Annotated in this window: 8 protein-coding genes and 1 tRNA gene; 5 read left to right on the top strand and 4 right to left on the bottom strand. The window is 64.9% G+C overall.

The window, feature by feature from the left end:
• Positions 1-63 precede the first annotated feature (63 nt).
• Genes VF631_RS05075 through VF631_RS05060 form a run of 4 tightly spaced genes read right to left on the bottom strand, consistent with a single transcriptional unit; the run spans position 64 to position 6223 of the window.
• A complete protein-coding gene (locus VF631_RS05075; protein WP_431849192.1) occupies positions 64-918 on the bottom strand; it encodes a phosphodiesterase in 855 nt (284 codons plus the stop codon).
• A gap of 7 nt (positions 919-925) precedes the next feature.
• Positions 926-2881 carry a cytochrome c3 family protein gene (locus VF631_RS05070; protein ID WP_431849191.1) on the bottom strand — a complete coding sequence of 652 codons (1956 nt, stop codon included), beginning with the start codon at positions 2879-2881 and terminating at the stop codon, positions 926-928.
• Between the two features lie 14 nt (positions 2882-2895).
• The gene (locus VF631_RS05065; protein WP_431849190.1) at positions 2896-3768 is read right to left on the bottom strand and encodes a hypothetical protein; all 873 of its coding nucleotides are present in this window, start codon (positions 3766-3768) and stop codon (positions 2896-2898) included.
• Positions 3769-3781: 13 nt separating this feature from the next.
• Complete coding sequence (locus tag VF631_RS05060; RefSeq protein WP_431849189.1) at positions 3782-6223, bottom strand: cyclic nucleotide-binding domain-containing protein; 2442 nt, start codon at positions 6221-6223, stop codon at positions 3782-3784.
• Between the two features lie 149 nt (positions 6224-6372).
• On the opposite strand from VF631_RS05060, the gene VF631_RS05055 reads away from it, so the two are divergent.
• The 5 genes from VF631_RS05055 to VF631_RS05035 all read left to right on the top strand — a co-directional run bounded on the left by VF631_RS05055 (position 6373) and on the right by VF631_RS05035 (position 14168).
• Positions 6373-7329, top strand: coding sequence for a TPR domain-containing protein (locus VF631_RS05055; protein ID WP_431849188.1), 957 nt, complete (start codon positions 6373-6375; stop codon positions 7327-7329).
• Positions 7319-8488: a non-hydrolyzing UDP-N-acetylglucosamine 2-epimerase gene (gene wecB, locus VF631_RS05050; protein ID WP_431849187.1), complete on the top strand. Its 1170-nt coding sequence runs from the start codon at positions 7319-7321 to the stop codon at positions 8486-8488. Before VF631_RS05055 ends, wecB begins: the two co-directional genes overlap by 11 nt.
• A 73-nt stretch (positions 8489-8561) precedes the next feature.
• A tRNA-Glu gene (locus VF631_RS05045) sits at positions 8562-8637 on the top strand.
• 148 nt (positions 8638-8785) lie between these two features.
• Complete coding sequence (locus VF631_RS05040) at positions 8786-11869, top strand: CHAT domain-containing protein (protein ID WP_431849186.1); 3084 nt, start codon at positions 8786-8788, stop codon at positions 11867-11869.
• A gap of 541 nt (positions 11870-12410) precedes the next feature.
• Positions 12411-14168: a ShlB/FhaC/HecB family hemolysin secretion/activation protein gene (locus tag VF631_RS05035; protein WP_431849185.1), complete on the top strand. Its 1758-nt coding sequence runs from the start codon at positions 12411-12413 to the stop codon at positions 14166-14168.
• Positions 14169-14186: the final 18 nt, after the last annotated feature.

Here is a 14186-nt window from a genome sequence, read left to right as displayed (position 1 = left end):
GCTTCGCCCTAACCCGGTAACAAAAGGTGATGAACCGAGCTGATTGACGGGCCGACTGGTTGCTCAGCCCGTCTGCTTCTCCGCCACCAGCATCTGAACCAGCGGCTGCAGCGCGGGCTCGTAGCGGGCGAGGACGAGGTGGTCGCCGGCGGTGTCGTAATGCGAGATGAGCTCGGTGCCATTCCAATAGTGGATCGCGTAGCCTGGTGGATCGGCGACGATCATCGGGCGGCCGTCGGGAAGGTCGGGATCGATGCTGTCGAGATCGAGCGCGACCTGGGGCGCCGTAGACGGGCAGACGGATAGGCGAGTGCCAGCCCAGATCGTCGTGATCTGGCGGTGGAGATGGCCTGAAATCATGGCCACGATGTTCTTGTGCGCCGAGACGATCTCGCGCAGGCGCGCGATCCAGGCCGCGCCCGGATCCTCGGTCATCCAGCTGAGGCCCGTGGCGAGCGGCGGATGGTGGAGCGCGATGAGGGTAGGCCGGTCGGGCTGCTCGGCGAGGCGGGCGCGGAGCCAGTCCGCCCTGGTCTCGCAGAAACCGCCGCCGTGCCGTCCATCCTCCAGAGTGTCGAGGACCAGGATGCGTAGCGGATGCTCCTCGATCGCATATTGGATGAAGCCGTCGGCGTGCCCGGTGTCCGGAAACAGCGCCCGGAACGCGGCGCGCCCGTCGTGATTGCCCATCGCGTAGAAGATCGGGAACGGCAGGCCCGCCACCGCTTCCCTCAATCGGCGATAGGAGACCTCATCCTCGCCCGTATCGGCGAGGTCGCCGGTCGCGAGCAGGATATCCGGCCGCGGCTTCATCGCGACCAAGGTCCTCAGCGTCTGATCCAGCCGCTTGCGGTTAAACTCGTTCGGATTGTCCGGCTCGAAGCCGAGATGGACATCCGTAATCTGGGCGATCAGCATCCAGGGCCTAACGCTTCCCTTCCGCGACGGGGACCTGAGCAAGAGCGATTTTGCGAGGGGCGGAGGGCCCGCGCGCGATCACGTTCGTATCCTGCTTCTTGCCCCGGACGCGCTGGCGGATCAGTTGGGAAGGCGCGCCCTGATCCATGTGGAAGTCATGGCACATGGCGCAGCCCGACGGCACCGCCTTGGAAGTTGTCTCGCCGCCATGGCAATCGCGGCAGCCCATCACCGTGGAACTGGCGCTGGTCTGTAGCGGTGGGAGCAACAGGTCGGAGGAGGTAGCCGACTTGGTCGCGTCGTGGCAGGCGACGCAGGCCTGCTGGCCGCTGACGACATTCCCGTTCCTGAGCTCGACCGTCTCGTGCGGGCGGTGATCGAACCAGCCCTTGTGCATGTAGCGGACGGGGAAGGCGACGGGCGCGATCTTCGGGCGCCCACCGACGAAGCTCGCCGTGTGGCACTCGCCGCAGACGCCGTTTCCGGAGAAGGTGGCGCGCACCATGGCCTCGGTCTGCATCGGCACGGCCGCCGCGCCGCGCGCGACATCCTGGGAGCGGCGAATGAAGTTCACCTCGCCGGGGCGCTGGCGGGCATATTGCGCCACCGGCAGTCCGGCCGGACGATAAGCGCCGCGAGATTGGTAGAAGGAGCGGATGTCGGCGACGACCAGGTCGGGCCTGCCGTGGCTGAGCTCGCGCGTCGTGCCGCCGATCGTCTCGATGCCCAGGCTGTGGCACATCTGGCAATCCTGCTTCATGTTGACCGGCTGGAAGCGCGTGCCGGTCGGATCGGCATCATGGCAGTCTTTGCACGCGAGCGACTGGCCGAAGCCGAACTCTCCCCCGAGCCGCCGCGCCATCTGCGCGACGCCGTTGGTGGAGGAGAGATGCATGTCGTGCGGGAACTTCAGGTTGCTGTTCTCGCGCGGCTTGGCGTCGAAGGACACGCGCTGGAGCACGGGGCGATTGCCGTTCCAGCGGGTCAGCACCGCCGGCTGGAACTGCGGGTGAGAGGTTTCGAAATCCCCGGCATTGGCAAGCTTGGTATCGGGCAGCTTGTCCTTCAGCGTCGCATGACAATCGCTGCAGAAACGCTGCGCGGTCGCCGCCATCTGCGTGCGGCCTTCATGCTCCGTATGACAGTCGACGCAGCGGCCGGCGGGAATTCCGAACGTCTCTTTGAACGCGAGCTCGACCCTGCCCCACTGCGTCAGGTCCGGCTGCGAGCGCGCGATCCGGAACGGATCGGCGTGATTGTGGCTGGTCGCGTGGCATGACGCGCAGCTCTCGTCCCGCACCGCCTCGAACGCTTTGACGTGGCAGGCCTGGCAATTGTCCTCGAGCCCGGCGTGGGACAGCGAAAGCTTGCCGCTCGACCAAGTCGAATCCGGGTGGAACGCCTTTCCGCCGGCGAGCATCACCGGCGCTGTCGCGCTGTTGCCGCCGCCGCGCCCCTGATCGCGGCTTTCAAGGTAAGTCCAAACCGGCCAGGCGAGGAACACGGCCAGCACAGCCAAGGTCAGCGCATAAGCCGTCACGCGCTTGCCCGGCAGTACCGAAACAAGAGAGAATTCCCGCTCTGCGCTCTTATCGAGCCGGATGTCGGATTCCGTGATCTTCTCGACGTCGATCGCGATGTCGGCTGAGCCCGGCGCGGTTGGCTTGATCCGGAGCAGGTGGCTGGCGATCTTGATGTCGCCGCCTTGGGCCAGGTTGATCTTGCCGAAATTGGTCGAGCGGCCGTCCAGCTCGACGGTGAGGCCGCGCTCGGCCGAGACGCCGAGTTGACGCTCGTTGATGAGCTCGATCACGCAATGCTTGAGCGCGACGGCGAGGTCGTTCAGCCGAATGTCCATCTCGGGATCGCGGCCGATGCGAAGCAGGTCGTCGTTGATCCGAGAGGGGCGGACGATCTCCCGTCCCTCGGCGCTGTAGCTGATCTGGCGCAGCAGAAATGCCATCTGTTAGCCCCCGCTCACCAGTAGAAGAATACGCTGACGATGTGGGCCGCCAACGCCGCGATCAGGGCGAAAGTGACCGGCACGTGGATGAAGAGCCAGACTTCGAGCAGAGCCTTGATCTTCATATGCTTGCGAATACGGCCAAGCGCGGCCGCCTTGCGCTCCAGCAGGTTGACCACGGTCTCGAGCGCGTTCGCCTGCTCGCCTGTCGCGGTCGTCATGCGGCGCCGCATCTCGGTGAGCGCGCGTCGGTTCGGGCACTTGGAGTAGCGGCCCGACAAGCGCCTGATGAGGCCGGCCGCGAACGGGTTCTGGCCCGTCGAGCCGACCACCAGTTCGGTATCCTCCCCGGGCAGGGGCTGGGCGGCGAGCTGAAGCTGCCGGTCGATCTTGTAGACCGAGTCGACCATCTGCCCCTTGGTCATCTCCGCGCGATTGTCGCTGAGCTCATTTGGCAGCGTCGCGTAAACCGAGATGCCGTAAATGCCGGAGAAGATCACCAGCATCATCAAGGCGTAAGCCAGTGTGTGGACGTTCCAGCCGAACTGGAAGCCGGTGTGAAGCGTCGCCACCACGATCAGCGAGAGGCCGAGATAGACGTGAGCCGAGGTCCAGGCCTTCAGCGACCATCGGCCGCGCGTCATTGCGCGTTTGCGCACCCCAAGCATGGTCAGCCAGAGGATCAGCAGCGCGCCGATCGTGCCGAGCAGGTAGCCGTACCAGCTCCCGCCATTATGGCGCGGCTGCACGTCGATCGCGCCATAAGCGATCAGCGAGACAAGCGAGAGGACAAGCGCGATCTTGAGCCAGCGATAACCGCGATGGCGCAAGAAGGACTCGTGATTGGCCTCGCCGACTTCAGTGCGTGCTATTCCTCGCGTCGCCATGCCCCCGCCCCGCTCAGGCTTCCTGGCCCAGACGGGCCACTGTCAGGAATTCTTCCGGCGCAACGCGAATGGCGGCGCCGGTCGGGCAGGCGCGCACGCAAGCGGGCCCGCCCTTGATCCCGGAACACATGTCGCACTTGATCGCCTTCTTCGGAGTCTCCGGGCTGACTCGCTTCGCCGTCCACTTCTTTGGCGGCTCGCCGGGACCGGGGCCGATGCCTGCAATCAGCCAGGCAAGCAGGCCTGGCTTCTTGGGCGGCACTTTGTCGAGCCGGATGACGCCATAGGGGCAGTTGCGCTGGCAATTGCCACAGCCGATGCAGGTATCGTCAATGAACACCTCGCCATCGGGACCGCGGTGAATGGCGTTTGGCGGGCAATCCGCCATGCAATGTGGATGCTCGCAATGGCGGCAGGAGGTCGGCACGTGGAGGTGCGCGAACGTCTTGCCCGCCTCGCGATTGAGCCTGGACAGGCCCTCGTGGCTGTCGGCGCACGCCTTCTCGCAATTGTCGCAGCCGACGCACAGATTTTCGTCGATCAGCAGGACGTCGGTCGCTTCGCCGATGCCGTTCTCCAGCAGGAAGGAAGCGACTGACGAATACATGTCGACGACAGTACCGAAGCTGTCTTTCTTGGCCTCGATGAAGCTGTTGAGCTGCTCGCGCGAGGCCATTTCCTTCTTGGCCTTGGCGAGCAGCTCGGGCTTGCGCTCCAGCAGCCGCTTGAAGGCGTGGCCGTCGATCCTGATCACTTCCGACTTGATCGCCGCGCGTACGGTCGCGGCGCGGCGCCCGCCGTCGATCACCGCCATCTCGCCGACATAGGAGCCTGCGGGGAGATAGGACAGGAAGACGGGTTTGCCGCCGATGTTCTTCTCGACCACCATCGAGCCCTGGCGAATGACGAAGATGTCGTAGCCTTCCTCGCCTTCGTTGATGATGGTCTGGCCAGCGCTGATCGGCTTGATCTCGGCGGTTTCGAGAACTTCCGCCAAATCGGCTGGCGTGAGGCCGGAGCCGAACATCTGCAAGAGCTGCCGCTCGGTCGAGATGCGGGTAATGGCGCGCTTGGCGGCCGGCACCGTCGCCATCAGCTTGAGCGCAGCGTTGCGCGGGATTTCGACCACCAGCGCCTGACTGGCCGCGCGTACCGTCGCGCCGCGGCGGCGGCCAGAGATGAGGCCTACTTCGCCGATGATCGAGCCCTGCTCGATCGGCACGGTGATGTCGGGGTCGGCGGTGCTGATCTCGACGAGCAGCGAGCCCTCCGCGATGGCGAAGAGCGAGGAGCCGGGATCGTTGCGACGGAAGACGACCTCGCCGGGGCCATAGCTGATCACCTCGGAGTCGAGCATGAACTCGCGCAACTGGAGCATCGACATTTCGTTGAGGATCGTCACCCGCTCGCGCAGGAAGCCGAGCCATTCGTCGACGCTGCGCCTGGCAGCGAGATGCTTGAACTTGGCTTCCAGGATCGGCTCGTCGGCCGGTTTCAGGTCGGTGTTGCCGTTGATGAACTCGACGACGTCATAGCCCTGGTTCATGCAATGCTTGATCAGCGGATAGCCGGCGAGCGCGCCGATCACGAACACGCCGGGCGCGGTTGATTCAAACTGCGGCGACAGGATCGGAAAGGATTCGCGGTCTTCGCTCGTGAACTGGATTCCGCAGCTTTCGACAAAGCTGCGCGGCGCGGCCGATCCCATGCGGGCGATGATTCGGTCGCAGCGAATCTTCTGCTCGCCGTCCCTCGTGTCGACGGTCAGGAAGCCCTTCTCGACCAGCTTGGGGCTCGATTCGGTCAGCACATTGATTCGGCCGGCGTCTCGCGCCTCCATCAGCAGCTTGACGTTGGCGCTCTTCGCGCGCGCGAAATCCGCGCTGCGGTTCATGATGTAGACGGTGTTGTTCTGCTCGGGATCGGCGGCAAGGCCGAGCGCATTCTCGATGCCGGCGTCGCCTGAGCCGATCACCATGATATGTTCGTCCACATATTCGCCGGGATCGTCGAGCTGATACTGGATGTGCGGCAGATCGCCTCCGGGCGTCCTCATCTTGTTCGGATTGCCCTGCGTGCCGATCGCGAGAATCACGTTTTCCGCAGTCAGAGTCTCGCCGTTGGTAAGGGTGATCGTGTAATCGCCCTTGGTCCCGACGATCGACTTAACCTCGGACTTGAGCTTCACATTGATGCCGCGGTCCTTGGCCTGCTCGTCCCAAGTGCCGAGGATCTTTTCACGCTTGCCGGCGTCGAAATCGAGGTCCGAACGCAGCACAAGCTGGTTCGGCGTCGCCATAACGTGCTTTCCTTTCTGATACTTATAAATCGTATCCGAAAGGTGATCGGTCTTTTCGAGCAGGACGTGGCTCAGCCCAAGTTGCGCAGCGCGTCCGGCCGCGCTGAGACCAGCCGGACCTGAGCCAACAATCGCGATGCGATAAGTTGCGGCCACCTGTTCAACCCCCCTGTCACGCTTATTCAGCGCGTCCCCACCCAAAGACGCACGCCAACCCGGCACGTGTACACCCGCCGACACTCTAACACTTTGTCGGCACCGCGCCAGACTTGACGTTGAAATTTTTGGGCGGACAATCCGGCGCCATGACTCAAGCTTCTCAGCCCGTCCGAAAGCGGCCCTCAACCGCCACGATCATCCTCGGCGCCGCCGGGGTGATCGCCGTCGCCTCCGCCGCCGTGGCGCTGACCCGCGACAATGAGAAGGTCGACGCTCCGGCCGGCGCACATGGCTCGGCCAAGCCCGATCAACCGGTCGGCGATGTCAACAGCATGATCGCCTCGCTCGAAGCCAAGCTGAAGCAGAACCCCGATGATGCGCAGGGTTGGCGCATGCTGGGCTGGTCCTATTTCGAAACCGGCGACCTGATGCGCTCGGCGGGGGCCTATCGCCGTGCGGCACAGATCGAGCCGAACAATGCGGAGAATTGGTCGTCGCTCGGGGAAGCTTTGCAAACCGCCAGCACCGACGTCTCGCCAGAGGCCAAGGCCGCGTTCGAGCGCGCCATGAAGATCGACGCCAAGGACCCTCGCGCCCGTTACTTCCTGGGTGTCCAGAAGGATCTTTCCGGGCAGCATGCAGCCGCGATCGAGGATTGGATCGGCCTGCTCAAGGAGACCCCTCCCGGGGCTCCGTGGGAATCCGACCTGCGCCGCACGATCCTGCAGGTGGCCGAGAAGTCGAAGATCGACGTCAAGGGCCGCATGCCCGCGGCGCAGACCGCCGCGGCCGTCCAGTCGGTGGCGACCGCGCCGATTCCCGGCCCGACGCCCGAGCAGCTCGCCGCGGCATCTTCCATCCCGCCCAGTCAGCAGGACGAGATGGTGCAGGGCATGGTCAGCCGCCTCGCCGACCGACTGAAGAGCAATCCCAAGGATGCGGACGGGTGGATCCGCCTGATGCGCGCGCGGATGGTGCTGGGTGAAGCCGCAGCCGCCTCCGAAGCGCTCCGCTCCGCTCGCGCCGCCTTCCAGGGGGATGCACCCACACAGGGCCGCCTCGATCGCGCCGCCACGGAACTCGGCGTCCCGCGTGGAGGCTGAGCGGAGTCGCGAGCGCGCTCCAAGGGTCGTCTCGATCGTCGGGACTCGGCCGGAGGCGATCAAGCTGGGTCCGGTGATCCGGGCCCTGCGCGATCATGGCGGGTTCGAACAGCAGGTCATCATGACCGGTCAGCATCGCGGGCTCGCCGCCGGATTCGACAGCCTGCCTTGCTCGAATGTCACCGAATTGCCGGTCAACCCGGCCGAGCAGAGCGCGGGCGAACTGCGCGATGCCATTCACGATAGCCTTTGCCGGCATCTGCGACGGGAGGAGGCCGACCTCGTCCTCGTTCAAGGCGACACGAGCAGCGCCTATGCGGGCGCGCTCGCCGCGCGCGACCGCGGCATCGCGCTGGCCCATGTGGAGGCTGGCCTGCGCAGCTTCGATCTCCAGCAGCCCTGGCCGGAGGAGGGTTACCGCATCGCCATCGATCACCTGTCAGATCTGCTCTTCGCGCCCACCGAAGCCGCGGTTCGCAATCTGAAGAGCGAGCCCCGAGTGCGCGGGGCCGTCCATCTGACCGGCAACAGCGGCATCGATGCGCTGTTCGACGTACTGAGGACCTTGCCCCCAGCTGCTCCGCCCGAGAGCCGACGCAAGCGCATCCTGGTCACCTGTCATCGGCGGGAGAATCGCGGCGATCCGCTGCGCCGCGTTGCCGAGGCTTGCCGCCGGCTGGTGCGCGAGTTGCCCGTCGAGATCGTCCTGCCGCTGCACGGCAGTCCGGTCGCTCGCCGCTCCGTCCTGCGCCTGCTCGGACGTGAGCCGCATGTGCACCTGATCGATCCGCTGGATTATCGCGGGATGGTCGAACTCATGACGAGCAGCTGGCTGATCCTCACCGACAGCGGCGGCATCCAGGAAGAAGCGCCCGCGCTGGGGCGGCCCGTGCTCGTACTGCGCGAGGTGACCGAAAGAGAAGAGGCCGTTTCCAGCGCCAACGCGGAGCTGGTTGGAACCGACGCGGATCGGATCGTTAACGCGGTGTCCCGCTTGATCGCCGACGAGTCGCGCTATGCAACCATGAGCAGGCCGAACCTGCCGTTCGGCGATGGACGCGCTTCCGAGCGCATCGTCACCGCCATCTCCGCTTTTTTCGCGCGGCCCCCTTCCGAGCGCCAACTGGCCGCACCCGTGCCCCTTCCCTGCTTCGCCTGAGCGGTTTCTTGACAGCGCCCCACCCCGCCCCATATGCGCGGCTATCCGGGCGCCAAGCGCGCCAATCGAGACCGGCCCCTTCGTCTAGCGGTCTAGGACGTCGCCCTCTCACGGCGAAAACACGGGTTCGATTCCCGTAGGGGTCACCACCGTGCGGAGATGGCTTCGTCGGCCGGTTGAGCGCACAGTGCTCCCACTCTATTGTTCCGGGCCGAACAAGGCTATGGTCCCCTGGGGACGGGGCATTAGCGGCGCAGCACGCCTTTGGATGTGGCCGGCCTCACGGGGGACAGCGACATGCGCAACACGATCATCGCCACTTTGGCCGCCTCGATGATCGTTGCGCCGGTCCTCGCGGCACCAAAGCCGCAGCTTCGCCCGTCTCTACAAACCAGCTTCCGTCTCGGCACGGGCGGTGAAGCCCTGTGCCAGGTGCAGAGCGTCGTCCTGGACCCGGCAGCCAAGGGCATGTTCGACCGGGCCTATTCGGTTGTGTGCCGCGACGCCGCGCAGCCGGTCGGCCGCCTTTACGCACTGCGCAAGGGAGCAGATGACCCGCTCATCAGGCTGGAAGCGCTCCGCCGGGCCAAGGTCGATTGCGGCGCCTCGTCGAGCAGGACCATGAATGAGCTGGCGCCGGTTGCCGTCACCCAGTGCAAGCTTGCTGACACGGAGATCCCGTATCGTGTCTACAGCTTCGAAAAGGGCCGGACCACCTACGTTGCCGAAGGGCTGGCCGGCTATGATAGCGCGCTGACGCTCGGTCTTCGTACGATCGTCGCGGATCGCATCATCGAAGGTGAGATCGAGATTGCCGCAACGGAAGCGGGCGATCCGGCGGCGTTTGCGAGGGTGCAGGCCGGCAGTCTCGACATCTCGCAGGCCCTCGATGAGGGTTATCGTCGCAACAATAGCGGCAATTATGCGGAGGCCGCGGAATTCTTCGACACGCTGCTGCAACGCGCGGGGGACGATCAAGACGGACGCCGCTACCGGGGCGAGTATCTGATCAACCGCGCCCTGCAACGCTCCAATCTTGGCGCGTTCGCAGAGGCCGACGCCTTGTTTTTGCAAGCAGACGCGATCCCGACGAGCGACCCGGTCCAGCTTCGCCTTCGCCGCAATTTCCGTGCCTTGCATCTGATGAACCAGCGAAGGTTCGATGAGGCCGCCAAGGTTCTTGACCGAAAATTCGGACGTGCCGACCAGGCGAGCGTCGACGCAGGCGCGCCAGGCAAGACGGTGATCAGCGCAACCACCGCGGAAATCATGAACACCTCTACCCCTCTGGCGCAGCAACTCACAGGATCCAGGGCGGCCGCTCTCAGCCCCGAGGAGCGAGTTCAGATCCTCGAAGCTCAGGCCCTGCTGCTGCAAGGCTCGATACAAAGGCGGCGCGGGCGCAGCGGACCAGCCGAACAGGCGTTGTCCGCCGCTCTCCGCGACCTTCTGTCCATCCGGGACGGAAGAGTGACATCGATTGCGCGGCTTCGCGCTCAGGGGCTCAACGAGCTCGGGCTGATCGCCGAGCAGAAGGCCGACTACCCCACTGCTGAGCGGAATTTTCGCGAGGCCGTCACGAGCCTGACGACCGAGTACCCGAACTCGGTAGCGGTTGCAGCGGCGAACTCCCGGCTCGCCGCATACCTTGCCCGGCGGGGGCAAACGGATGCGGCGATCGAGTTGTACCGAGGCATTGTCTCGCGGGCGAGCAGCGACGCACTCTCCAACAACATCTCAGGCGACATGCTTGGGCCGTTCTTTGCGCTCCTGACCCGTGAGATTCCACGCAGGCCGGAATTGCTGGAAGACTTTTTCGCTGCTGGCGAGACACTCATCCGGCCTGGCGTGGCGAGCACCCAGGCCGTGCTGGCGAGAGAATTAAGCGCCGGCGACGATGAGGCCGCCCGCCTGTTCCGCCAATCTACGACACTCACCCGGGAAATCGAGCAAGGAAGGGTAGCGCTGGCGAGACAAAAAGATGCCGCTTCCGCAGGCGGCGCCGATCCCGAACAGATTGCGGTTCTCACAAGCGAGCTCGAGAAACTTCAGGCGGTTCAGGCGGCAACCCAGGCGCGACTTGCCGAGTTTCCGAAGTTCCGGGCACTTTCGACGAAAGCCCTCACGCTGGTCGACCTTCGCTCCAGCCTGAAACCTGGCGAAGCTTATCTGAAGATGTCTCAGGTCGGCGGCGCCGTTTATGCGATGCTGATCACGAAGGAAACCGCAGCGGCGTATGTCGTCCCGCTCACGCCGAAGATGTTGGACAGCAGGGTTTCGACGATCCGGGACAGCATCTCCATGGAGAAAGATGGCGAGCAACTCACCTACCCGTTCGACGTCGGTGCTGCCCGGCGTCTCTTCACTGATCTTTTCGGGCCGGTGGCACGGGAATTGGCAACAGCCAAACACATCATCTTCGAACCCGCCGGCGCGATGCTGAAGCTGCCGCTGAATCTGCTTATCACCGATGATGCGAGCGTAGCGAACTACCGGGCTCAAGCTGCGACAGACGAGTTCGATTTCCGAAATATCCGTTGGCTCGGTCGCGACCGGGACATCTCCACGGCCGTGTCGGCACGTGCCTTCCGAGACGTACGTGCCGTACCGGGATCGAAGGCTAAACTGGAATATCTGGGGCTTGGGGAGAACGCGCCGCCGCCTGCCGCGCCTGTGCTGGAGGGCCCGGAAGGCTCGAGGGATCGGCCCGATTGCACTTGGCCGCTCGATGCCTGGAGCAACCCGATTTCCGCGAGCGAGCTTGTCACCGCCCAGGGGGTTATTGGGGCCAAAGCGGCGCGACTGCTGACTGGCGCCGCATTCACAGACGCCGGGGTCCGGGAGCTAAAAGACCTTTCCCAGTATCGCATCCTCCACTTCGCGACGCATGGCCTGGTCGCAGCGCCGCGCCCGGACTGCCCGGCGCAACCAGCGTTGCTCACCTCCTTTGACGTTGGACCACGGGGCGAACTGGCGTCCGACGGGCTTCTTACGTTCAAGGAGATTTTCGATCTTCGATTGGACGCCGATATCGTGATCCTTTCCGCGTGCGACACGGCCGGCGCAGCAACCGCGGCCGCGACCCGCGAGGCTGGTCTGGCGTCTGGGGGCGATTTTGCGCTTGACGGGCTGGTCCGCGCGTTCGTCGGCGCGGGCGGACGTTCCATCATCGCAAGCCATTGGCCGCTGCCGGACGATTTCGGCGCGACGGAACGACTGATCAGCAGTCTTTTCACGGCGCCGCCCGGAACTGCGCTGGGGACGGCGTTGCGAGCCGGGCAAGCAGGCCTGATGGACGAGGCAGCCACCTCCCACCCCTATTACTGGTCCGGCTTTGCAGTGATCGGGGATGCAAGCCGCCCGGTGCTTCGCCCCCGCTGATCGGGCGCATCACAGAGCGAAGCTGCGCCGATACCGAAGAATTGATGACTTGATGCGTTACCACTCTGGCTGGCGTTGATCTCCAAGGCGCCCACTTTTGCGGAGGCGGCTCTAATCAGTAACCGAGTGGGTCGCGACCACTTCAAGGGCTGTGCTGTCGAAATCGGACAGCAATGCGCGTCCCGCAACCGAAAACAATGCTTCGCGGTGCCCCTGACTTGGCGGACATCAATGCTGCGTCAAGCGCTTTCGGTGCAAAAACTTAAGTCGTGAATGGAGCAGGCAAATAAACCTTCTGCCTGCGGTTGTCTCCGCCCTGCCGGGCTGATAGATTTCGCCCTCGTGGGATCGGCGACAATTGGTCGCGGGGGATATCGGGATACCGCTCGGACAGGTGGCTTTTGCCGCAATTTCAGCGGAGTCGCCGATCTTTAGTTTGGCTCGCTCAAGCGTTGCGGCTGCCGTGTAGCGGGACACGTGCATGACCGGTGAGCCGAACTTGTTAGGGGATGCGGGAAACCGCTGAGACGGGGAGACCAAGATGGCGCGTTCTCGCCCGCTTGCTTATGCACTAACGGGCTTATTGGCCTTCGGCGGCGGCGCCTCACCGGTCTCGGCTCAGGCGGTTCCGAACGTTGCCGCGCCGACGCGCGAGGAGATCCTGCGCGCCGATCCAGATACGAACGTTCGACCGCCCGCTCGCCTCAGCGTCGATGGCGAAATCGAACGTGCTCCCTGTCCGCTCGCGGCCCCCTCTTACTCCGGCGTGACTTTCACGCTTGCTGACGTGGCGTTTGATCGCCTCAGCGGCTTGTCGGCTGCTGAGTTGCGCCCCGCTTTTGCCGAGTTCGTCGGGCGAACCGTCCCGCTCGCCACCGTTTGCGAGATCCGCGACCGCGCGGCGACGATCCTGCGCCGCCGCGGCTACCTCGCGGCGGTCCAGGTGCCGCCGCAGGAGATCGAGAACGGGATCGTCCGCTTCGATGTGTTGATGGCGCGGATCGTGTCCGTCCAGGTGCGTGGCGACGCCGGCCGGTCCGAGCGTACCATCGCCGGCTTCCTCAACACTCTGACCGCGATGCCGGTGTTCAACGAGCAGGAAGCGGAGCGCTACCTTCTCCTCGCCCGCGACTTGCCCGGATACGACGTTCGCCTGACGCTCCGCCCTGCCGGAACCAGACCGGGCGAGGTGATCGGCGAGGTCACGGTGGTTCACGAGCCGGTGATGGTCGACTTTTCGGCCCAGAATTATGGCGGCCGTGACGTGGGGCGGTTCGGCGGCCAGCTTCGGGCGCAGTTTAATGGGCTCACCGGCCTCGGCGACCGCACCACACTGGGCGTCTACGCCACCGCCGACTTAGAGGAGCAGCAGGTCGTCCAGCTGTTCCATGATTTCGGGATCGGCGATGAAGGTCTTCGCTTCTCCGGCCGCGCCACGCACGCCTGGACGCAGCCCGGCGGCAATCCGGAGCTCGACATAAAGTCGCGCACGCTGCTCGGCACGCTGGAGGCCAGTTATCCGTTCATCCGCTCGCAGGCGGTCAATCTGTATGGCGCACTTGGGTTCGATCTGGTCAACCAGGAAGTCTACATCCTTGGCGAGACGCTGAACCGAGACAAGTTGCGCGTCGCTTATGCGAGGATCGACCTGGACTCGATCGATCCGGGCAGCCTCGGCGCCCTGCCCGGCTACACCGCCTTTGCGCCGCGCTGGCGGTTCGGCGGATCGCTCGAGCTGCGCCAGGGGCTCGATATCTTCGATGCCACGGAGCAGTGCGCGACTTGCGACGTGCAACCAAGCCGGGTGCCGGGCACGGCCAAGGGCACGGTGCTCCGCGCCTCCGCCATCGCCGAATACCGGCCGATGCCCAAGATCGCTTTCATGCTCGCGCCGCGTGCGCAGTTCAGCAACGATCCGCTGTTCGCCTACGAGGAATTCTCGGCCGGCAATTACACGGCCGGTCGTGGCTATGATCCGGGTGTCCTGGTCGGCGACAGCGGCTTCGGATTCCAGTCCGAAGTGCGCGTGGAAACCGGATCGCCGCAATCGCCCGACAGCTTCGCCTTTCTGCCTTATGCCTTTTTCGACGCCGCCTGGGTTTCCAATCGCCGCGACGCCCTCCGCGGGACGGAGAGCCTCTACTCGGCCGGGGCGGGCGTTCGCGTCGCCTATGGCGACCGCGCCCGGGTCGATCTCACCGTAGCCGTACCGCTGAAACGCGCCGGCCTTCAGGAGGAGCGCGGCGACCCGCGCTTCCTGCTTTCCTTCACCACGCGCCTCGTGCCGTGGAACCGCTGATCCACTGAGGACGACCCC

Origin of the sequence: Allosphingosinicella sp. (genome assembly GCF_036387615.1) — a bacterium.
Lineage (GTDB): Bacteria > Pseudomonadota > Alphaproteobacteria > Sphingomonadales > Sphingomonadaceae > Allosphingosinicella.
Note: the sequence above shows the minus strand (reverse complement) of the source record. Positions and strands in the feature narration are given on the sequence as shown.